This is a genomic window from Amphibiibacter pelophylacis (genome assembly GCF_037688875.1).
GTDB classification, from domain to species: domain Bacteria; phylum Pseudomonadota; class Gammaproteobacteria; order Burkholderiales; family Burkholderiaceae_C; genus Amphibiibacter; species Amphibiibacter pelophylacis.
The window spans coordinates 16,594-38,083 of record NZ_JAWDIE010000020.1; the positions used below are offsets into that span (position 1 = coordinate 16,594).

General features: G+C 67.6%; 19 protein-coding genes and 1 tRNA gene. 10 read left to right on the forward strand and 10 right to left on the reverse strand.

Going from position 1 to position 21,490, the window contains the following annotated elements; genetic code table 11:
* Positions 1-9 precede the first annotated feature (9 nt).
* The 7 genes from RV045_RS11905 to RV045_RS11935 all read left to right on the forward strand — a co-directional run bounded on the left by RV045_RS11905 (position 10) and on the right by RV045_RS11935 (position 5,106).
* Positions 10-834 carry a DsbC family protein gene (locus tag RV045_RS11905; protein ID WP_423236013.1) on the forward strand — a complete coding sequence of 275 codons (825 nt, stop codon included), beginning with the start codon at positions 10-12 and terminating at the stop codon, positions 832-834.
* A complete protein-coding gene (locus RV045_RS11910; RefSeq protein WP_423236014.1) occupies positions 831-2,720 on the forward strand; it encodes a M61 family metallopeptidase in 1,890 nt (629 codons plus the stop codon). Before RV045_RS11905 ends, RV045_RS11910 begins: the two co-directional genes overlap by 4 nt.
* Before the next feature lie 86 nt (positions 2,721-2,806).
* Positions 2,807-3,028 (forward strand): glycine zipper 2TM domain-containing protein, encoded by a 222-nt coding sequence (locus RV045_RS11915; RefSeq protein WP_423236015.1) that lies wholly within the window; start codon positions 2,807-2,809, stop codon positions 3,026-3,028.
* 127 nt (positions 3,029-3,155) lie between these two features.
* On the forward strand, positions 3,156-3,977 hold the full coding sequence (gene cobA, locus RV045_RS11920; protein ID WP_423236016.1) for a uroporphyrinogen-III C-methyltransferase: 822 nt from the start codon (positions 3,156-3,158) through the stop codon (positions 3,975-3,977).
* A 91-nt stretch (positions 3,978-4,068) separates the two neighbouring features.
* Entirely contained in the window at positions 4,069-4,272 is a 204-nt protein-coding gene (locus RV045_RS11925) for a DUF433 domain-containing protein (protein ID WP_423236017.1), read from the forward strand.
* A gap of 23 nt (positions 4,273-4,295) precedes the next feature.
* Entirely contained in the window at positions 4,296-4,598 is a 303-nt protein-coding gene (locus tag RV045_RS11930) for a hypothetical protein (RefSeq protein WP_423236018.1), read from the forward strand.
* A 49-nt stretch (positions 4,599-4,647) separates the two neighbouring features.
* The gene (locus RV045_RS11935) at positions 4,648-5,106 is read left to right on the forward strand and encodes a GNAT family N-acetyltransferase (protein ID WP_423236019.1); all 459 of its coding nucleotides are present in this window, start codon (positions 4,648-4,650) and stop codon (positions 5,104-5,106) included.
* Positions 5,107-5,339: 233 nt separating this feature from the next.
* Here the strand turns inward: RV045_RS11935 and RV045_RS11940 are convergent, their stop codons facing one another.
* Genes RV045_RS11940 through RV045_RS11955 form a run of 4 tightly spaced genes read right to left on the reverse strand, consistent with a single transcriptional unit; the run spans position 5,340 to position 10,729 of the window.
* A complete protein-coding gene (locus tag RV045_RS11940) occupies positions 5,340-5,978 on the reverse strand; it encodes a DUF2628 domain-containing protein (protein ID WP_423236020.1) in 639 nt (212 codons plus the stop codon).
* A 52-nt stretch (positions 5,979-6,030) separates the two neighbouring features.
* Positions 6,031-8,463, reverse strand: a complete 2,433-nt coding sequence (locus tag RV045_RS11945; RefSeq protein WP_423236021.1) for a nitric oxide reductase activation protein NorD — start codon at positions 8,461-8,463, stop codon at positions 6,031-6,033.
* Positions 8,464-8,469: 6 nt separating this feature from the next.
* Positions 8,470-9,336, reverse strand: coding sequence for a CbbQ/NirQ/NorQ/GpvN family protein (locus RV045_RS11950; protein WP_423236022.1), 867 nt, complete (start codon positions 9,334-9,336; stop codon positions 8,470-8,472).
* Positions 9,337-9,349: 13 nt separating this feature from the next.
* Positions 9,350-10,729 (reverse strand): ribulose-bisphosphate carboxylase, encoded by a 1,380-nt coding sequence (locus RV045_RS11955; RefSeq protein WP_423236023.1) that lies wholly within the window; start codon positions 10,727-10,729, stop codon positions 9,350-9,352.
* 121 nt (positions 10,730-10,850) lie between these two features.
* Here RV045_RS11955 and RV045_RS11960 point away from each other — a divergent pair, with 121 nt between their 5' ends.
* Both RV045_RS11960 and RV045_RS11965 read left to right on the forward strand, forming a co-directional pair.
* Positions 10,851-11,843 (forward strand): LysR family transcriptional regulator, encoded by a 993-nt coding sequence (locus RV045_RS11960; protein ID WP_423236024.1) that lies wholly within the window; start codon positions 10,851-10,853, stop codon positions 11,841-11,843.
* Positions 11,844-11,848: 5 nt separating this feature from the next.
* Positions 11,849-12,688 (forward strand): undecaprenyl-diphosphate phosphatase, encoded by an 840-nt coding sequence (locus tag RV045_RS11965; RefSeq protein WP_423236025.1) that lies wholly within the window; start codon positions 11,849-11,851, stop codon positions 12,686-12,688.
* Positions 12,689-12,721: 33 nt separating this feature from the next.
* Here the strand turns inward: RV045_RS11965 and RV045_RS11970 are convergent, their stop codons facing one another.
* From RV045_RS11970 to rnr, 4 genes are read right to left on the reverse strand one after another with little or no spacing between them, the layout of a single operon-like run.
* A complete protein-coding gene (locus RV045_RS11970; RefSeq protein WP_423236026.1) occupies positions 12,722-13,354 on the reverse strand; it encodes a LysE family translocator in 633 nt (210 codons plus the stop codon).
* A gap of 5 nt (positions 13,355-13,359) precedes the next feature.
* On the reverse strand, positions 13,360-16,230 hold the full coding sequence (locus RV045_RS11975; protein ID WP_423236027.1) for a valine--tRNA ligase: 2,871 nt from the start codon (positions 16,228-16,230) through the stop codon (positions 13,360-13,362).
* Between the two features lie 33 nt (positions 16,231-16,263).
* Positions 16,264-16,788, reverse strand: coding sequence for an NUDIX hydrolase (locus RV045_RS11980; RefSeq protein WP_423236028.1), 525 nt, complete (start codon positions 16,786-16,788; stop codon positions 16,264-16,266).
* 1 nt (position 16,789) lies between these two features.
* Positions 16,790-19,216 carry a ribonuclease R gene (rnr, locus tag RV045_RS11985; protein WP_423236053.1) on the reverse strand — a complete coding sequence of 809 codons (2,427 nt, stop codon included), beginning with the start codon at positions 19,214-19,216 and terminating at the stop codon, positions 16,790-16,792.
* A gap of 185 nt (positions 19,217-19,401) precedes the next feature.
* On the opposite strand from rnr, the gene RV045_RS11990 reads away from it, so the two are divergent.
* Positions 19,402-19,486 (forward strand) — tRNA-Leu (locus RV045_RS11990).
* 157 nt (positions 19,487-19,643) lie between these two features.
* Here RV045_RS11990 and RV045_RS11995 read toward each other — a convergent pair.
* Complete coding sequence (locus RV045_RS11995) at positions 19,644-20,948, reverse strand: ammonium transporter (RefSeq protein ID WP_423236029.1); 1,305 nt, start codon at positions 20,946-20,948, stop codon at positions 19,644-19,646.
* A gap of 55 nt (positions 20,949-21,003) precedes the next feature.
* Positions 21,004-21,342 (reverse strand): P-II family nitrogen regulator, encoded by a 339-nt coding sequence (locus tag RV045_RS12000; protein WP_423236030.1) that lies wholly within the window; start codon positions 21,340-21,342, stop codon positions 21,004-21,006.
* Positions 21,343-21,490 lie beyond the last annotated feature (148 nt).

The following is a 21,490-nucleotide window of genomic DNA, read 5'->3' on the forward strand; positions in this document are numbered from 1 at the left end:
GACTGATTCATGACCTCCATTCAACGCCGCCGTCTGGCGCTGGCCACCCTGCCCCTGCTGATGGCGCTGTCGGCGTGCAACCGCACGGCGGACACCGCCGCACCCGCTTCTTCGCCCGAAAAAGCCGCCACCGCCGCCCAAGCCACCCCTGCTGGCGCCGCGCCGCTGGACGAAGCCGCGCAGAAATCGCTGCGCGAAGCCCTGGCCAAGGGCCTGCCGCAGCTGGGCCAGACCGGCGAGATCCGCCCCACACCCCTGCCCGGCCTGTACGAAATCCAGGCGGGCAAAGAGGTGTTTTACAGCGACGCCACCGGCCGCTACATCCTGCAGGGCGAAATCGTTGACCTTGGCCAGCGCCAGAACCTGACCCAGAACCGCCTGCAGGAGCTGTCGCGCGTGCCTTTCGACCAGCTGCCGCTCAAGGACGCCGTCGTCACCGTACGCGGCAAGGGCGAGCGCAAGCTGGCCGTCTTCGCCGACCCCAACTGCCGCTACTGCCACATCCTGGAAAACAACCTGGCCAAGGTCGACAACGTCACCATCTACACCTTCCTCATCCCCATCCTGGGCGACGATTCAGTGACCAAGAGCCACGCCATCTGGTGCAGCAAGGACGCCTCCGCCGCCTGGAACGACTGGATGCTGAAGCAGAAAACACCTGCTGCTGCACCCGCTGCGTGTGACACCAAAGCGCTGGATCGCAACCTGGCCTTCGCTCGCGAGCAGGGCATTACCGGAACGCCCGCGCTCTTTTTCGCCGACGGCACGCGCGTGCCCGGCGCCATCCCCACTGAACAGATCGAGCAGCGTCTGGTGGCTGCCGCCGCATCATGATCGACTACCGCGTCAGCCTGCACGACCACGCCCGGCACCGCCTGCAGGTTCACACCACCTTCACGCCGCAGGCCACCGAGACGCGGCTGGAGCTGCCGGTCTGGATCGCGGGCAGCTACCTGGTGCGCGAGTTCGCCCGCCACCTCAGCGGCCTGCGCGTGCTGGATGGCGCGCCCGGCACGCTGTCTGGCGCAACGCTGCAGCCCGACGGCAAGAGCGCCTGGCGGCTGACCGTGCCCCCCGCGCAGGTCGGGCAGGCGATCACGCTGGCGCACGAGGTCTACGCCTTCGACGCCTCGGTGCGCACGGCCATGGCGGACAGCACGCGGGTCTTCTTCAACCCGACCAGCCTGTGCCTGCGCGTGCAGGGGCAGCAGGACGCGCCACACCAGATCAGCCTTCAGGATATTCCGCAAGGATGGGAAGTCGCGACGGGTCTGGATGATGTGGATGGCCCTGGCAACGCCTGGCGGGCCGACAGTTACACGCTGCTGGCCGATCATCCTTTCGAGATCGCCCCCTTCTGGCGCGGCCACTTCGAGGTGCGCGGCGTGCCACACGAGTTCGCCGTCAGCGGCGCCTGGCCGGATTTCGACGGCGAGCGCCTTCTGGCCGACACGCAGCGCATCTGCGAAGCCGAAATGGCGCTGTGGCACCCGGAGGGCAGCGCGCCGCCGTTTTCGCGCTACGTCTTCATGCTCAGCGCGGTCGAGAACGGCTACGGCGGGCTGGAGCACATCAACAGCACCGCGCTGATCGCCCGCCGCGCCGATCTGCCCACCCACACCGAGGCGCAGGAAGAAGGCCGCGCCACCCGCGAAGGTTATGTGCAGCTGCTGGGCCTGATCAGCCACGAGTACTTCCACACCTGGAGCGTCAAGCGGCTCAAGCCGCTCGATCTGCACCCCATCGACGATCAGCGCGAGAACCTCACGCAGATGCTGTGGTTCTTCGAAGGCCTGACCTCCTATTACGACGACCTGCTGCTGCTGCGCGCCGGGCTGATCTCGCCCGCGCAACACCGCGCGCTGCTGGCCAAGACGCTGCAGGGCGTGTGGAACAGCCCCGGGCGGCGCGTGCAGTCGGTGGCGCAGGCCTCGCACGACGCCTGGATCCGCTACTACCGCCCCGACGAGCACACGCCCAACAGCACCGTCAGCTACTATGCCAAAGGCGCGCTGGTCGGCCTGGCGCTCGACGCCCTGCTGCGCCAGACGCCCGCACCGGGCGGCGCGGTGACGCTGGACGATCTCATGCGCTGGCTGTGGCAGCGCGGTGGCCAGGCGCCGGGCTTTGATGGCCTGTCGCGGCCGATCACCGAGGACGACATCCACGCCGGAATGCTGGCGCTGACCGGGCACGACCTGCGCGCGCGCATCCAGCCCTGGCTGCACGGCACGGACGAGCTGCCCCTGACCGAGCTGCTGGCGCCGCTGGGCCTGAAGATGCCGCCGCCGCCACAGGCCAGCATCTGGTCGCTGCTGAACGCCACTCCCGACGTGACCGACGCGCAGGCCAGGGCGCTGCTGAGCCCCGCCGCGCTGGGCCTGCGCCTCAAGCTGGATGCGGGCCGCGTGCGCATCGCTGCCGTGCTCGACGGCGGGGCCGCGCACGCCGCCACCCTGTCGGTGCACGACGAAATCATCGCCATCGACGGCTGGCGCGTCGCGCAGACGGGTGACGTGGCCGACTGGCTGGCCCGCCTGCACTGCGCGGGCAGCGGCCCCGTCCGGACCACGCGCTGGACGCTGTGCCGCGACCAGCGCCTGATCGAACTGACACTGGATCTGGACCAGGGCGCCGCGCTGGCGCAAGGCGTCACGATCCAGCCCGAAACCCCCGAAAAGCCCGGCGCAGGGGCCGAATTGGCTTACGTCCTGGCCTGATTTGAGGGAACCGCCAGAATCGCGGTGACTCGAAGCCGGTGTCTGGCTTTGATCCCGTTTTTTTATCCCACCCCCAAGGAACTGACATGAAATACACCCTGACCCGCACTCTGGCCACCGCTGGCGCCGTCGCTCTGAGCCTGGCGATGCTGAGCGGCTGCGAAAACATGACCCGCACCCAGAAGAACTCCGCCATCGGCGCCGCAGTCGGCGGCGTGGCCGGTTCGGTCCTGACCGGCGGCAGCACCGGCGGCGTGCTGGGCGGCGCGGCCATCGGCGGCATCATCGGCAACCAGACCGGCAAATAAGCCCGGCCAGGTTGCCCCAGCAGGCCAGGTAGCCTGCGGCCCACGGAAAGCAGGCCTGCGGGCCTGCTTTTTTTTCGCCCGGCCCTGCTGCGCGATGGGCGCGGCGTGCGGTTTTACAATCGCACCGATGAATGCTGTTGACGCCCTGATTGATTCCCTGCCCCCTGCCCCCGCAAACCCGGGCGGCCAGCCGGGCCGCGTGACGCTGGCGGGCGCGGGTCCGGGCGACCCCGACCTGCTCACCGTCAAGGCCGCCCGCGCCATCACGCAGGCGCAGACCGTGCTCTACGACGCGCTGGTCAGCGAGCAGGTGCTGGACCTTCTGCCCCAATCGGCGCAGCGCGTGTTCGTCGGCAAGCGCGCCTCGCGCCACAGCCTGCCGCAGGACGACATCTGCACCCTGATGGTCCGCCTCGCGCAGCGCGGCCAGCCGCTGCTGCGGCTCAAAGGGGGTGATCCTTACATTTTCGGACGGGGCGGCGAAGAGGTCCAGGCGCTGGCTGCCGCCGGGATCCCCTACGAGGTCATCCCCGGCATCAGCGCGGCGCAGACCGCCGCCGCCTCGACCGGCATGGCGCTGACGCACCGCGACCACGCCCAGATGCTGGTGCTGGCCACCGGCCACCTGCGCCACAGCAGCGAAAGCGGCCACCCCCCGCACCTCGATCTGGACTGGCCCGCCCTCGTTCGCCCCGGTCAGACCGTCGTCATCTACATGGGCGTCGGCGCCCTGCCCGAGCTGTGCCGCCAGCTCATCGCCCACGGCCTGCCGCCCACGCACCCCGCCGCCATTGTTGAGAGCGCCAGCCTGCCCGGTGAGCGCTGCACCCCAGGCACTCTGGCCACCCTGCCCGGCCTGGCGCTGGCCGCTGGCGTCAAACCACCCGCGATCATCCTCGTGGGGGATGTGGTGGGTTTGGGGCGTGTGGGTAATGACCCGGTGCGATGACTCCGCACTCAGGAGCAATTCTCAATAGAATGTCTGGATGCGGATATCCTCCATCTGCGTTAACCGAGTCACTCACTCCAAGGAGGTTTGCATGACCGCAGTTCCTGTCAGGCGAGACCCAGAAATCATGCACGGCACTTTGTGTTTCACTGGCACGCGCGTCCCGGTGAAGAATCTGTTCGATTACCTCAAGGGCTCGTCGTCGCTGGAAGATTTCCTCGAAGACTTTCCCGCTGTTTCGCGGGAGCAGGCCATCGCTGTGCTGGATGCGGCCAGCGCCAGCTTGGTTCATTGATGCGTCTGCTACTGGATGAATGCGTGCCTGCGCGTCTGCGCCGGGCACTGCCGCTTCATCAGGTTTCGACGGTCACCCAGGAAGGCTGGTCTGGCATTAAAAATGGCCAGCTCCTGGCGCTGGCGGCGACCCGGTTCGACGCATTTATTACCGTAGACAAGAATCTGCCTTATCAGCAGAAGCAGTCTGCTCTTCCAGTGGCAGTTCTGGTTCTGGACGCTGTCTCCAACGAACTATCCTGTCTGCTTGAGCTTATTCCTGCGCTGGAAAAAGCGTTGATTTCTTTGATGCCTGGCGACTATGTCCTGATTCAACGTCCGGAGTAAATCGGCGTCACATGTTCCAGATGAAAAAACACCTCTGTTTCACGGCACAATGATCATCGAAACCGACGACCTCTCCCGCCCCGAAATTCACGCCCTGCTGCGCGAGCATCTGGCGCATATGCACGAACTGAGTCCACCCGAACAGGTTTTTGCGCTGGATGTGAACCGGCTGAAATCCCCCGACATCACCTTCTGGACGGCGTGGGAAGATCAGGTTTTGCTGGGCTGCGGTGCGCTCAAAGAGCTGTCGGCCACGCACGGCGAAATCAAATCCATGCGCACGCCGGCGAAGTATCGCGGCCGGGGCGCAGGCCAGGCGCTGCTGGCGCATATTCTGGCCACCGCGCGATCGCGGGGTTATCGCCTGCTGAATCTCGAAACCGGAACGCACCCCGATTTCTGGCCCGCCCAGCAGCTCTATCGCCGCGCAGGCTTCAGCGAATGCGGGCCGTTTGGCAGTTACCTGGAAAACCCGCACAGCCTCTTCATGGCCCTGCATCTGGACTGACGTGCTGGCGAAATACCCTCTGACCGAAAGCGCGACATGACCGAATCCACCACGCTCAGCACCTCGCGCACCCTGCCCTTTGCGCCGCAGATCATTTATGACGCGTTTGCAATGCCCTCGGTACTGGCCACCTGGTGGGGGCCGCAGGGGTTTACAAACGCCTTCGAACATTTCTGCGCGCCGCTGTTCACACTCACTGCAGCGCCAGGCGGGCGCGCAGGGCTGAAGCACGCTCAGATGCCGACCGAAGGCCCTGACGCAGGTGCAGGCAGGGGCTGCATCGCCTGGCGGGCGCGCTCGGTGTAGCTCTGGTAGGCCGGTATCGCCACTGCCGCCATCACGGCCACAAAGACAATCCCGACCAGCACCAGCAGCACCGCGCTGGTCCCGCCCTTGCGGCGCAGCCAGTCCAGCTGCTGCTGCGGATCGCTGAACAGCCGCTGCGCCTTGGCGATTTTGGCGCGGCAGTGGCGGTAGTACAGCGCATCACCGTACAGCGGCGGCACCACGAAAAGCGCCAGCGTGAAGCCGACCCAGCCCACGATCAGCCCGGCGCCGGCCAGCGTCTCGCTGAAAAAGCCCAGCAGCATCACCGATAGCGGCAGCGCCAGCATGACCACATAGGGCAGTACGAAATAGATGAAGGCGTTCAGCCCCATGCGCCGGTAGGCCAGCCAGTAAAAGGTGATGAAAAACGCGGGCCAGTGCCAGCCCAGGCCGGACTTGCCGCGCGCATCGAAATCCAGAAAACGCGGCAGATAGTGCAGCACAGCGCGCGGGCCGATGACGGCACGGTACAAATCCTCCGGGCCAGGCGCAGCGGGGAATGCCTTTTGGGCGGGGTGGTCTGTGGAGAGATGGGTTTCGTTCATGCGGGCATTCTAATTCCCGGCATACCGTCTCCCGAGCCAAGAGCGCTGCGCTTCAGCGCCCCGTACCCAGCCGCCACACGGCCTGCCCCAGCGCTTCGGGCAAGTCGCCCGGGTGGGCCAGCGCGCTATGCTGCGCGCCAAAAATGGCGGGCATGTAGGCGATGCGGTCCGGATCGGCGCTGGCCGGCGCGCCTTCCAGCCCGATGCCGTAGACCGTCAACCCCTGGCTGCGCAGCTGCTGGACGACGCGCTGGCTGTCGCGCAGCAGGTCGGGCGCGCCGGGCGGTACATCGATGTCGGCGGGTTCGCCATCGGTCAGGACCAGCAGCAGGCGCGCGGCGGTGCGCTGGTGCAACAGGCTCGCGCCCGCATGGCGCAGTGCGGGGCCCAGGCGCGTGGACCAGGCGGGCTGCAGTGCGGCCAGGCGCTGTCGAGGCGCCCCGGCGGCGGGCTCGTCGAAGCCCTTGATGTGCCAGTAATGCACCGCATGGCGGCCGTTGGAATGAAAGCCCGCGACCGCCACGGGCACGGCGTCGCCCAGCGTGTCCAGCAGCAGCGCCACGGCGAGCTGGCTCAGCGCCAGACGGTGCGGCAGCGCAATGGCGCCATTCAGGCCGCCCGCCACCTGCCCTTCGCCCGGCGCCAGCGGATCGGCCAGCGAGGCTGACAGATCAAGCAGGATAAGCACGCTCAGGTCGCGGCTGTCGGGGCGGTGATGCTGCTCGATGCGCTCGTCGGGCAGCAGGCCGCAGCGCCAGTCGGTGGCGGCCTGCAGGGCCAGATCGAGATCCAGCTCGCTGCCGCGCGCCAGACGGCGCACACGCCCGCGCCCGTGCGGCCAGACCCGCGCCCACTGCCGCGCCAGACGCTCGCGCAGCGCGCCCTGCCCGGCCAGCAGCGCGTCCAGCGCCACCGGGCTGGCGCTGTGCAGCAGCGCCTCGTGGACGCTGACCCAGTCGGGCTTGTCGCAGCCCAGCGCCTCGTCCCATTCGGGGTAAAGGCGCGGCGGCAGGCGCGGGGCGTCGGGCGGTGCGCTGCGGGCCTGATCGGCATCGGCGGCGTTATCGTCGTCCAGAATGGGCCAGAGCAGGCGGTTGTCGTCGCGGTAATCGACGGCGACCAGCGAGACCTCGTCCAGCCAGCCCGCACCGGGCAAGGCCGCGCCGGCCGGACTTTGCGCAGGATTCTGGCGCTGGCAGGCCACCAGCCAGTCCACGGCCAGACGCGCCATCTGCGCGGTGCTGCCCTCGCCTTTCCCGTCCGCCAGCACCTGGCGGAAAGCGGCGCAGGCCTGCGTGAGCGGCCCAGCCGTTTCACCGTCAGAAGCAGGTTCCGGCCACCAGCCCATCAGCGCTGCCGAGAGCTGCAGCAGCCGCGCCGGCCAGCCCTGGGCCGCGGCCTGCGGCGTGGGCAGCGGGTGGAGCTGGCGCAGCAGCGGCTGCCAGCCCGGCAGATCGCGCAGCAGCAGGGTGTCGATGCGCGCGTCTTCAAACACGCCAATGGCCAGGCGCTGCAGCAGGCTGTGCTGCCCGGCCGCCAGCGGCGTGCTGTGGCGGCGGTGGCCCAGGGCGTGAGCCATGCGCAGCAGGTAGCGGGTGTGGGCCGGGACGCCGTCGCGCACGTCCAGCACGTCGGGCAGCAGCAGCGTGTCGCCCTGCCAGCAGGCGACGAAGCCCATCGGCGCCTGGCGTCCCCAGGTGCGCACCGGCGCCAGCAGCGGCGCGCTGCCCCACAGGGCGCGGGCGTTGGCATCGAGGCGCGGCTGCAGGGTTTCCAGCGCCGTGCCCGGGCGAAGGCGGGCCAGCAGCGCCAGGCTGTCGGGGCTGCGCGCGGCAAAATAATCGCGCAAACGGGGCGGATGGCCGCTGTGCAGGCGCAGGCCCCAATCGAGCCACTGCGTGAGGGCGTCCAGCGGCCAGACGGCCAGCAGATCGGCGCCCAGCGCGATGGCTTCGTCCAGACAGGGGCTGGCGTGCGTGCGGTGGTGGCCGTGAATGGACACACTGGTCTCGTGCGCCAGGCGGCGCAGCAGCGTCCACCAGCCCGTCAGGCGCGGCGGCGATCCCGCACAGGTGCGCGCCGTGTCCGGCAGATGCGCCAGCAGCGTCGCCAGCGCGGCCGCGTTGGGCGAGCGCTGCCAGTCGCGCACCAGATCGTGCCAGGCGGTCCAGACGGCATCAGCGTCTGCGTCCGCCTCGTCCGCCAGCGCATCGAGCGCCTGCGGCCAGCCCTGCAGCGCGGCCAGCAGCGGCGCCGCGCCGCGCCCCAGCCGGCCCAGGCGCCCGGCTTCGGCCAGCACCTGGTCCAGCCGCGCACGGGCCACTTCGGCGCCCAGACGCGACGTGCCGTCATCCAGCCAGCGGCGCAGATCAGGCCACAGGCTGGGCCAGGCGGTTTTGAGCTCGGGCAGCGCGCAGTCCAGAAGCTGCCAGGCGTCAGCCTGACAATCAGCGCCCTGCACGGCCGCGGGGGGCAGCGCGTTCATGGCCGGTCAGGAGGCTGAAGCGGGCTCGCCCAGCGCCATCACGGTGTCGAGCAGAGCCTGCTGCAGCGTGGCGTCGTCGCTGACCGGCTGCACCAGCGCGGTGCGGCAGGCGCTGGCCCAGGGCAGGCCCTGCAGCAGCAGGCGCGCGGCGTAAACCAGCAGGCGCGTGGACATGCCTTCGCGCAGGCCCTGGCCGCGCAGGCGGCGGCTGGCCTGCGCGATCTGCACCAGACGCGCAGCGCGATCGGCATCCAGGCCGGTTTCGCCGCTGACGATGGCGGCCTCGGTGGCCGCGTCGGGGTAATCCAGGTCCAGCGCGACAAAGCGCTGGCGCGTCGAAGGTTTCAGTTCCTTGCTGAGGTTCTGGTAGCCCGGGTTGAAGGAGATCACCAGCAGGAAATCGGGATGCGCCTGCAACAGCTCGCCCTTTTTGTCCATGGGCAGGCTGCGGCGGTGGTCGGTCAGGGCGTGGATGACGACGGTGGTGTCGGCACGCGCTTCGACCACTTCGTCCAGATAGCAGACCGCGCCCAGACGCGCCGCCTGCGCCAGCGGGCCGTCCTGCCAGCGCGTGCCGGTGGCATCGAGCAGGAAGCGGCCGACCAGGTCGGCGGCGGTCATGTCCTCGTTGCAGGCCACGGTGACCAGCGGGCGGCCCAGGCGCCAGGCCATGTGCTCGACCAGGCGCGATTTGCCGCAGCCCGTCGGGCCCTTGAGCATCACCGGCAGCCCGGCTGCCGCTGCGGCCGAGAACTGCGCCAGCTCGTCGCCCTGGGGGCGGTACCAGGGCTCGGCGTCCAGGCGCTGCGCCAGCGAGGCCGTTGGCACGGATGTCGCCGCAGACACGGCGGAATCGGTCACAGGCGCATTCATCGCCGCCCCCTGCTCAGCGGTGACCCGCCAGCTTGTCGCGCCAGCCCGGGAAGAGCGCGTCGGCATCGCCCGGGAAGGATTCAAAGGCGCGGGCGAATTCGCGGTGCTCGCGGGCCCATTCGATGGGGTCGGCGCCGGCCTTCCAGCACTCGTAAGCCTGGCGCAGCGACAGCGCACCGGCCGCCGGGCTGTCGATGTGGCCGTAAGAGCCGCCCCCCGCCGTGTTGATCACGTTGCCGTGGCCCAGGTTCTGGAAGAAGCCCGGCAGGCGCAGCGCGTTCATGCCGCCCGAGATGATGGGCGTCGTGGGCTTCATGCCATACCACTCCTGGTGGTAGACCGGGCCCTGGTAGCTGTCACGCTCGATGATGTAGGCGATGGCGCGGTCGTCCTTCTCGCCTTCCATCTTGCCGTAACCCATGGTCCCGACGTGGATGCCCGATGCGCCCTGCAGACGCGACATTTTGGCCAGCACGTAGGCGGTGTAGCCCCGCTTGCTGCTGGGGCTGGTCACGGCGCCGTGGCCTGCGCGGTGGTAGTGCAGGTACTGGCTGGAGAAGCAGCGGCGCGCCGTGGTGATCATGCCGGGGCCGCCGACATAGCCGTCGACCAGGAAGGCGACCTTGTCGGCGTCGGGGCCGAACTGCTCAAGGATGTACTCGCCCCGGGCAATCATTTCGTAGTGGTCGTCGGCGGTGATGTTGGCCGAGAACAGCTTGGCCTGGCCGGTTTCGTCCATGGCGCGCTTCATGGCGTCGTAGACCAGCGGGATGACCTTCTTCATCGGCGCGAAAGTCTGGTTGCCCTGGGGCTCGTCGTTCTTGATGAAATCGCCGCCCAGCCAGAATTCGTAGGCGGCGCGCGCGAAGGGCTCGGGGCGCAGGCCCAGCTTGGGTTTGATGATGGTTCCGGCGATATAGCCGCCGTCCTTGACCGGGCGGCCCAGGATGCGCCACAGGTCGGAGATGTCTTTGGCCGGGCCGTCGAACAGCTGGATGGCGCGGGGCGGCACCCAGAAGTCAATCATCTTGGCGCACTCGATGTCACCCATGCCCTGGTTGTTGCCGATGGCCAGGGTCAGGAAGCTGACCATCATCATGCGGCCGTCGGTGATGTTGCGGTCGAACAGGTCCAGCGGGTAGGCGATGCGCATTTCGCCGCGCGCCTCGTCGATCTGGTAGACGAGCGCGTCCACGCCTTTGGTGAACTCGTCGGTGGTCGAGACCTCGACGTTGGTCCCTGTGGACGATTCGGCCGCGAAGTGCGCCGCCGCCGACAGGTAGCCGTAACCGGCCTTGGGACGCATGGTGTAGGCGACCAGAATGTGATGGCCCCCGGCGATCAGGTCGGATTCTTTCAGGCTCAGATCAGCGTAACGTGAAGATTGGTCCATGGTTGTCTCGCTTTCAGTGAATGATTCGGGATGGAGGCACTGTATGCGGGGAAACAACTCAGCACAATTGAGTTTTTATGGCATTTCAGTTTATGATTTTCTGAACCTCAAGGAGCGCCGCATGAAAAACGCCACCTTCCGCCAGCTGCGGGTCTTCAACGAAGTGGCCCGCCACCTCAGCTTTGCCCGCGCGGCCGATGCCCTGCACCTGACGCCGCCCGCCATCACCATGCAGGTCAAGGAGCTGGAAGGCCACGTCGGCCTGCCGCTGTTCGACCGCAAGGGCCGCCAGGTCTCGCTGACCACGGCGGGCGAGTACATGCTGGTGCACGCGCGCAAGATCCTGGCCACCCTGAAAGACGCGCAGGACACCGCCGCACGGCTGCAGCACATCGAAATCGGCACGCTGACCATCGGCATGGTCAGCACGGCCAAATACTTCGTACCGCGCCTGCTGGCCGAATTCCGTCGCGAGCACGAGGGCGTGGACATGAAGCTGGAGGTCGGCAACCGCACCCAGCTGGCCAAAATGCTGCACGACGGCGAGGTCGACATCGCCATCATGGGCCGCCCGCCGACCGAGTTCTCCTGCCGCGCCGAACCCTTCGCGGCGCAGCCTCACGTCTTCGTCGCCCCGCCCGACCACCCGCTGGCGCGCGAGCAGCATCTGCCGCTGGACTGGCTGCGCCAGCACGGCTTCATCCTGCGTGAGCCGGGTTCGGGCACGCGCGCGGCCATGGAAGCGTTTTTCGAAAAGCGTCACTTCGAGCCGCGCGTGGTGATGGAAATGTCCAGCAACGAGACCATCAAGCAGGCCGTGATGGCCGGGATGGGCCTGAGTTTTCTCTCGCTGCACACGCTGGGCCTGGAGCTGGACAACGGCCTGATCCGCCTGCTGGACGTCCAGGGCGGCCCGGTGATCCGGGGCTGGAATGTGGTGCATCCGCAGGCGCGGCTGCTCTCGCCCGCCGCCGAGGCCTTCCGCTATTTCATGCTGGAGCGCGCCGAGGGCTTCCTGGCCCAGCAGTTCAGCCGCCACCTGCCGCTGCACGAAAATCAGGTGATAACATCGCCGCCTTTGACAGCCAGTACGGCCCCGCTGGGCCAGGAGTGAACGATATGGACATGGTCCTGTGGATCAAGGCGGCGGTGATGGGCATCGTCGAGGGGCTGACCGAATTCCTGCCGATCTCGTCCACCGGACACCTGATCCTGGCCGGACACATCATCGGTTTCACGGGCGAAATGGCCAAGGTCTTCGAGATCGCCATCCAGACCGGCGCCATCCTGGCGGTGATGTGGGTCTACAAGGAACGCATCACCTCGACCATCTCGGGCCTGAGTTATGAGCCCAAGGCGCGGCGGCTGACGCTGAACATCGTCATCGCCTTCATTCCCGCTGCCGTCATCGGTCTGGTGGTGGGCAAGCTGGTCAAGGAATACCTGTTCAACCCGGTGTCCGTGGCCTCGGCCTTCATCATCGGTGGCCTGATCATTCTGGCGGTCGAGCGGCGCCAGAAAAACCGGGGCGGTGACGCCGCCGCGCGCATCCAGTCGGTGGACGACATGACGCCGCTGGACGCCCTGAAAGTCGGCTGCCTGCAGTGCCTGGCGCTGATCCCGGGCACCAGCCGCTCGGGCTCGACCATCATCGGCGGCATGTGGATGGGCCTGTCGCGCGCGGCCGCAACCGAGTTCAGCTTCTTCCTGGGCATCCCCACGCTGCTGGCGGCGGGCGCCTATTCGCTGCTCAAGAACCGCGACATCCTGCACATCTCTGATCTGCCCGTCTTCCTGATCGGCACCCTCTTCGCCTTCCTGAGTGCCATGGTCTGCGTGCGCTGGCTGCTGCGCTTTGTCTCGACCAACACCTTCACCATTTTCGCGTGGTACCGCATCGCCTTCGGCATCCTGGTGCTGGTCAGCGCGGCGTTCGGGGTGAACTGGCACGAGGGCTGAAGCCGCTCTTCCCGGCCAAGCGCTGTGGCCGGATCAGTGCGCGACCATCAGCATCAGCCGCAATCCCAGGGCGATGAAGACGCCGCCTGCGATGCGGTCCAGCCACAGGCCGATGCGGGGTGAGCGCTCCAGCACACCGCCCAGGCGCCCGGCGAAATAGCCCAGCAGGCCAAACAGCAGCGCAGCCTGCGCGGTGAAAACAGCGCCCAGCACGGCCATCTGCAGGGGCACGGCGCCGTGACCGCCGACCACGAACTGCGGCAGGAAAGACAGGAAAAACAGCGCCACCTTGGGGTTGATGGCGTTGGCCAGCACGCCGCGCCAGAACAGGCGGTTCAGCGATGCGCCAGCGCCCACGTCGGCAGCGGCGCGCGCGCCGCCCCGGCTGCGCAGCGCCTGCACACCCAGCCAGATCAGGTAAGCGCCGCCCGCCAGCTGCAGCAGGGCAAACGCCAGTGGCGACGCGGCCAGCAGCACGCTCACGCCCGCGACGGCCAGCAGCGTGTGCCACAGGCAGCCCATGGCGCAACCCAGGCCAAAAGCAATGCCCTGGCGCCGCCCCTGCGACAGACCCATGCCCAGCACCAGCAGGTTGTCGGGCCCGGGCGAGGCCGTGATCAGCACAGCCGCCAGCAGGAAACCGGCGAGCTGCTCGAACCCGGGCACGGCGATCAGGCCAGACGCGCGAGCTGCTCGGTCACGCGCGCCAGCGTGGCTTCAAAGCCGGCCAGACGCTCGCGCTCCTGGGCCACCACCGCTTCGGGCGCACGGGCGACAAAGCCCTCGTTGCCCAGCTTGGCCTGCGCTTTGGCGATCTCCTGCGTCAGGCGCTCGCTCTCTTTGCTCAGGCGCAGGCGCTCGGCGGCCACGTCGATCTCGACATGCAGCGACAGCCGAACCGGCCCGCACACGCCCACCGCCGACTGCGCACAGTCGCGCTCGAAAGCGGCGCTGTCCTCGTAAGCGATCCCCTCGGAGAGCTTGGCCAGCGTCACCAGCTGAGCCTGCGCCTGGCGCAGCAGCTCAGCCTGCGTGGCATCGCTGGCGTGCCAGCGCAGCGGCACGCGCTGGGCGGGCGACAGACCCATCTCGCTGCGCAGCGAGCGCACCTGCCCCACCCAGGCCTTCAGCCAGGTCATGGCCTGGTCGCTGGCCGCGTCGATGCGCTCGGGCTGCGCCACCGGGTACGGCGCCAGCGCCAGACCGCGCTCGATCTCTTCAGCGCTTCGGCCCGCCAGCGCCGCCACGCTGTGCCACAGCTCGGCGGTGATGAAGGGCGTGACCGGATGCAGCAGGCGCAGCACGGTTTCCAGCACGCGGATCAGCGTGCGCCGCGTGGCGATCTGCGCCGCCCCATCGCCCGCATCGCGCGCGGCGGCCAGCTGCGTCTTGGCCAGTTCCAGATACCAGTCGCAATATTCGTCCCAGACGAACTGGTAGAGCGCATTGGCCACCACGTCCAGACGGTAGGCCGCAAAGCCCTGCGCCACCTGCGCCTCGGTGCGCTGCAGCTCGCCGATGATCCAGCGGTCGGCGAAGGACAGCGGCAGCGCGGCGGCTTCGTCCGCGCCCAGCGCCTGGCCGCAGTCCTGGCCCTCGCAGTTCATCAGCACAAAGCGCGTGGCGTTCCACAGCTTGTTGCAGAAGTTGCGGTAGCCCTCGCAGCGCTTGCTGTCGAAGTTGATCGAGCGCCCCAGCGTCGCCATGGCCGCGAAAGTGAAGCGCAGCGCGTCGGCGCCGTAGGCCGGGATGCCTTCGGGGAATTCTTTCTCGGTCGCCTTGCGCACCTTGGGAGCGGTTTCGGGCTTGCGCAGGCCGGTGGTGCGCTTGTCCAGCAACGGCGCCAGCGCGATGCCGTCGATCAGATCGACCGGATCCAGCACATTGCCCTCGGATTTGGACATCTTCTTGCCTTGCGCGTCCAGCACCAGACCGTGGATGTAAACGTGCCGAAACGGTACCTGGCCGGTGAAGTGCTTCGTCATCATGATCATCCGGGCGACCCAGAAAAAGATGATGTCGTAGCCCGTCACCAGCACGCTGGAGGGCAGGAAGAGATCCTGCTCGGGCGTTTTTTCGGGCCAGCCCATGGTCGAGAACGGCACCAGCGCGCTGGAATACCAGGTGTCCAGAACGTCCGGATCGCGCACCAGCTCGCCGCTGTAACCGGCGGCGCTGGCGCGGGCGCGGGCCTCGTCCTCGCTGCGGGCCACAAACAGTTCGCCGCCCGTGCCGTACCAGGCCGGAATCTGGTGGCCCCACCAGAGCTGGCGGCTGATGCACCAGTCCTGGATGTTGTTCATCCACTGGTTGTAGGTGTTGACCCACTGCTCGGGCACGAAAGTGACTCCGCCGCTGGCCACGGCGTCGATGGCGCCCTGGGCGATGCTGCGGCCCGTGCTGGCGCTGGGCTGGCTCATGGCGACAAACCACTGGTCGGTCAGCATGGGCTCGACGACCTGGCCAGTGCGGGCGCAGCGCGGCACCATGAGCTTGTGCTTCTTCACCTCGACCAGCAGGCCTTCGGCTTCGAGCTGCGCGACGATGGCCTTGCGGGCGGCAAATCGGTCCTGGCCCACGAACTGCGCCGGAATGTCCGGGGTTTCGTGGGCGGTGACGCGGGCTTCCAGATCGAAAATCGTCAGCATGGGCAGCTTGTGGCGCAACCCGACCTGATAGTCGTTCTGGTCGTGCGCGGGCGTGACCTTGACCACACCGGTGCCGAAATCCTTGTCCACGTAATCGTCTTTGATCACCGGCACCAGGCGTCCGGTGATGGGCAGGCGCACCTGACGGCCGACCAGATGGGTGTAGCGCTCGTCTTCGGGGTGAACCATGACGGCGGTGTCGCCCAGCATGGTTTCGGGGCGCGTGGTGGCCACCACCAGCGATTCGTCCGTCCCGTCCACGGGATAGCGGATGTGCCACAGCGAGCCGTCTTCCTCGGCGCTTTCGACCTCGAGATCGGACACAGCCGATTTCAGCACCGGATCCCAGCTCACCAGTCGCTTGCCCCGGTAGATCAGGCCTTCGTCAAAGAGGCGCACGAAGGTCTCGGTGACAACCTTCGAGAGCGACTCGTCCATGGTGAAGTATTCGTGCGACCAGCTCACGCTGGCGCCCATGCGGCGCATCTGCGTGGTGATGGTCGAGCCGGACTGCGCCTTCCACTCCCAGACGCGGGCGACGAAGTTCTTGCGCGCTTCAGGCGGCGTCGCGCCCATGTCGTGGCGGCTGATGCCCTGCGCCTGAAGCTGGCGCTCGACCACGATCTGCGTGGCGATGCCCGCGTGGTCGGTGCCGGGCACCCACAGCGTGTTGTCACCCGACATGCGGTGCATGCGGGTCAGCGCATCCATCACGGTCTGGTTGAAGGCGTGGCCCATGTGCAGCGTGCCCGTCACATTGGGCGGCGGCAGCTGGATGCAGAAGCTGGCCCGCGCCGGGTCCAGCGTGGGCTCAAAAGCACCCGACTGCGCCCAGGCGGCGGCCCAGCGGGCTTCAATATCGGCGGGCTCGAACGATTTGGCGAGTTCGGTCATGGGATCAGCAGGTCAGAAGAAGGAAGGCGGATTTTATGCGCGGGGAAGGCCAGTGCCTGCGCCCCCATACACCGACGCATGCGTATGCAGCGCCTCCAGCGGCAGGCGGCGGCCGCAGAGGTAATCCTGAACGCCCTGCCAGACCGAGGGGCTGCGCAGGCGGTCGGCCTGCTGGCGCATCTCGTCGGGGCTGAGCCACAGGCACTGGGTAATGGGGCTGTCCAGCACGCGGTCCGGGTGATGCGCGCCCAGGGTGCCGCAAAAGGCGAAGCGCACGAAAGTCGGCGAGCCGATCGCCGGAGCGTCATCGCCGATGTAGCGCGACAGGTAAACGCCCACCAGCGCGGTCGGGGTGAAATCGTGGGCGGTTTCCTCCAGCACCTCACGCACGCAGGCCTGGACCAGCGATTCGCCCGGGTCCAGGTGGCCCGCCGGATTGTTGAGCACCAGCCGCCCTTTCTGGCGCTCCTCGACCAGCAGAAAGCGGCCCTCCTGTTCGATCAGGGCCGCGACAGTGACGTGGGGAAAAAACGGCGTGTCCGCCGCCGCCAGACTCATTTCAGCGCGCCTTTTTGGCCGAAAACAGCGCGGCCATGCGGGGCGGCTGGCCGCTGCGGCCTTCGATCACCGGCGCGTCGGGCTCGTCGCGCTCCGGGCGGGCGCTGGGCGCTGGGGCTTTTTTGGCGGCCTTGGCCGGTTTGGCGGATTTGCCCGCTGCCGGTTTGGCCTTGGCCGCAGAGCCGGTGGCCTGCAGCTTGCGCCGCTGCGCCTTGGTCGCCTGATCCTGCGCCTGAACGGCCTGCAGCGCCACGCTGGTGGCGACGGCGGGCGGCAGTTCGGCCAGGGCCTCGCGCTGGCGCACCGGGCGCACGGGCTGGGGCGGCTCGGTCAGCGCCTCGTCGCCGCGCAGCAGGCGCAGATCGATCTTGCGCGCGTCCAGATCCACGCGCGTCACCTGCACCTGAACCGCGCCGCCCAGGCGGTAGCGGATGCCCGTGCGCTCGCCGCGCAGCTCCTGGCGCACATCGTCGAAACGATAGTAATCGCCGCCCAGTTCGCTGATGTGGACCAGGCCCTCGACGTACATCTCGTTCAGGGTGATGAAGAGGCCAAACGCCGTCACGCCCGAGACTTTGCCGCTGAAGGACTGGCCCAGGTAGTCGCTCATGAAGCGGCACTTGAGCCAGTTCTGCACGTCGCGCGACGCCTCGTCGGCGCGGCGCTCGCAGGCGCTGCAGTGCGCGCCCATGGCGTCCCACGCCTGCGTCTGCGCGTCCATGGCCACGGGCGCAGCGGCCGGAGCGCCCGGGCGCTGGCTGCGCGGCACGCGCATCGCCGTCGTGGCGGGCAGCTTGCCGACCAGACGGCCGGTGACGATGTTGTAACTGCGGTCCTGCAGCTGCGCCTTGATCACGCGGTGGACCAGCAGATCGGGGTAGCGCCGGATCGGGCTGGTGTAGTGCGTGTACGCGGCGTAGGCCAGGCCAAAGTGGCCGCTGTTGACGGGCGAATAGATCGCCTGCTGCATCGAACGCAGCAGCATGGTCTGGATCTGCAACGCATCGGGTCGCCCGGCGGTGGCACGGGCGATGGCCTGGAATTCGGCCGGGGTCGGGTCGTCGCTGATACTCAGGCCCACGCCCATGGCGCGCAGGAAGGCGATCAGCGCGGCGCGTTTCTCGGGCGTCGGGCCCTCGTGCGAACGGTACAGGCCGGGGTGACCGCTGTCCTCGATGAACTCGGCCGCGCAGACGTTGGCGGCCAGCATGGCCTCTTCGATCAGGCGGTGCGCCTCGTTGCGCGTGCGCGGCTCGATGCGCTGGATGCGGCCGTCGTCGTCACAGATCATCTGCGTCTCGACGGTTTCGAACTCCATCGCGCCGCGCTGGTTGCGACGGCGCAACAGCACGCGGTAGACGGCGTGCAGGTCGATCAGGTGCGGCAGCAGCGCGCGGTGTTTCTGCGCTTCCGGCCCCGCCGAATTGGTCAGCATGGCGGCGACCGTGGTGTAGGTCAGGCGCTCGTGCGAGCGGATCACCGCCGGGTAAAACTGGTAGGCGGCGATGTCGCCAGCGCCGTCAATCACCATGTCGCAGACCAGCGCCAGACGCGGCTGGTGCGGCACCAGCGAGCACAGGCCGTTGGACAGCTTCTCGGGCAGCATGGGAATCACGCGGCGCGGGAAGTAAACCGAGGTGGCGCGGTTGACAGCCTCGGAGTCGATGGCGTCGTGCGGCTTCACATAGTGGCTGACGTCGGCAATGGCCACGATCAGGCGCCAGCCCGGCGGCGTGTGCGCGTCGCCCGGGTGTGGCTGGGCGTAGACGGCATCGTCGAAATCGCGCGCGTCCTCGCCGTCGATGGTCACCAGCGGCACGTCGGTCAGATCAATGCGGCCGCGCCGGTCGGCGGGACGCACGCCAGGCGGCAGTTTTTCGGCGGCGTCCATGACGGCGGCGTCGAATTCGTAGGGCAGATCAAACTTGCGCACCGCCATGTCGATCTCGATGCCCGGATCGTCGATGTCGCCCAGCACCGCAACCACATGGCCGCTGGGCTGGGTGTAAAGGGTGGGCTGCTCGGTCAGTTCGACCTCCACCACCTGCCCTTCGCGCGCCTCGCCGCAGGCGGCTTCGCTGGGCAGCAGCACGTCCTGGCTGAAGCGCCGGTCTTCGGGGGCGACCAGCCAGACGCCGTGTTCGCGCACCAGACGCCCGATCAGGCGTTTCTGCTGGCGCGCCAGAATCTCGACCACCTGCCCTTCGGGCCGGCCACGCCGGTCCTGACCGGTGATGCGCACGCGCACCACGTCGCGGTGCATGACGGTGCGCATCTGGTCGCTGCTCAGCACGATGTCGGTGTCGTGGCTGCCAATGTTGCCGAAGCTGGCAGGCTCGTCCAGCCAGTGCGCGCTGCGCGTGGCCATGGACTGGCCCTGCCGCGAGGATTCGGGAACGACAAAGCCAAAACCGTCGCGGTGACCCATCACCACGCCGACGTATTCGTCGCTGCGACCGGCCGCTGCGGGGCCGTTTCGCTTTCCGGAGGAGGTTTCAGGCTGAATGTCCGACTTGTTTGCCTGGTTTTTTGTTTTTTTAGCCAATTTGGTGCTATAGTCCTGTCTTCTTTGAACGGCGAACAAAACATTTGAACGCCAGACAAGGATTATAAGCCCAGGTGGCGGAATTGGTAGACGCACTAGTTTCAGGTACTAGCGGGTAACTCCGTGGAGGTTCGAGTCCTCTCCTGGGCACCAAGATGCAAGCCCCCAAGTCGAAAGATTTGGGGGCTTTTATCATTTCCAGAATCGTATTCCGGATCATTTCTGGCTGCGATTTCAGACGGTGCCTGGGCGCCTGACGCAAAAAACCCCGCCGGGCCTGCGCCACGGCGGGGTTTTTGATGACGAGGAATCAGCGGTTGTAAGCCGACTCGCCGTGCGAGTTAATGTCCAGGCCTTCGCGCTCCTGCTCTTCGGTGACGCGCAGACCGGTGATGGCGCGCACGGCGGTGAAGGACAGCCAGGCCACGAGGCCCGACCAGGCCAGCGTGATCAGCACGCCTTCGATCTGCACCCACAGCTGGTGCATCATGTCGTAATCGGCCTTGCCCGTGCCGCCCAGCGCGGGGCTGGCGAACACGCCCACCAGCACGGCGCCCACGATGCCGCCCACGCCGTGCACGCCAAACACGTCCAGCGTGTCATCGGCACCCAGCAGGCGCTTGAGACCCGTCACGCCCCACAGGCAGGCGAAGCCGGCGATGACCCCCAGCACGATGGCGCCCATGGGCCCGACCGAACCGCAGGCCGGGGTGATGGCGACCAGGCCCGAGACCATACCCGACGCCGCACCCAGCATCGACGCTTTGCCCTTGTGGATGTGCTCGCCCAGCGACCAGGCCAGAATGGCGCCCGCCGTGGCCAGCAGCGTGTTCAGGAAGGCCAGTGTTGCGCCGCCGTTCGCCTCCAGATTGGAACCGGCGTTGAAACCAAACCAGCCCACCCACAGCAGCGAAGCGCCGACCATGGTGAAGGTCAGGTTGTGCGGCGCCATGGCTTCGCGGCCATAGCCCAGGCGCTTGCCGACCATGTAGGCGCCCACAAGGCCCGCCACCGCCGCGTTGATGTGGACCACCGTGCCGCCCGCAAAGTCGATGGCGCCCTGCCCCAGCAGATAGCCGCCCGCGCCCCAGACCATGTGCGCGATGGGCAGGTAGCTGAAAGTGAACCACAGCACCGAGAACAGCAGCACCGCGCTGAATTTCATGCGCTCGGCGAAGGAGCCCACGATCAGCGCGCACGAAATCCCTGCAAAGGTCAGCTGGAAGGCGACAAAAATCAGCTCGGGGATTTTCGCGTCCGCCGTGAAGGTGTCGGCCAGCGAATCGGGCGTGATGCCCAGCAGGAAGACCTTGCTCAGGTTGCCGATGATCAGGCCCTCGCCGCCAAAGGCCAGGCTGTAACCGTAAGCCGCCCACAGCACGGCGATCAGCGCGAAAACCATGGTGACCTGCATCAGCACCGACAGCATGTTCTTGCTGCGCACCAGGCCGCCGTAAAACAGCGCCAGGCCCGGCACCACCATCAGCAGGACCAGCAGGGTCGAGACCATCATCCAGGCGACGTCGCCCTTGTTCACGGCCGGCTCGGCCGCCAGGGCCGCCGACGAGGCCAGCGCCAGCGCGCCCAGGCCCAGAGTTTTGAGGAGTGTTTTCATGGTTTTTGGGGTGTTATGGGAAGAATGCTTCAGAGGGAATGGCCGGGGCGGCGCGTCACAGCGCGGCGTGGCCGCTTTCGCCCGTGCGGATGCGCACGACCTCGTCGACTGGCGTGACAAAAATTTTGCCGTCGCCGATCTTGCCGGTGCGCGCGGCCTTTTCGATGGCCTCGATGACGCGCTCCAGGTCGCTGGCGGCGATGACCACGTCCACCTGCACCTTGGGCAGGAAATCGACGACGTACTCGGCGCCCCGGTACATCTCGGTGTGGCCCTTCTGTCGGCCAAAGCCCTTGACTTCAGACACAGTCAGGCCCTGGACGCCGACATCGGCCAGCGCCAGCCGGACCTCGTCCAGCTTGAAGGGTTTGATGATGGCGGTGACGCGCTTCATGGGAGCTCCTGTTGGGGGATATCTCCCTTTCAAGCAAGAGCTGTGCCAGCATCCAGCGTGGTCTCTTGCCCGCAGGACGCCCTGCCCGGCCTGGCGGCGACGCACCAGAAGCGGGCGCTGCACCGGATTGGTGCAAGCGCCCCAGCCT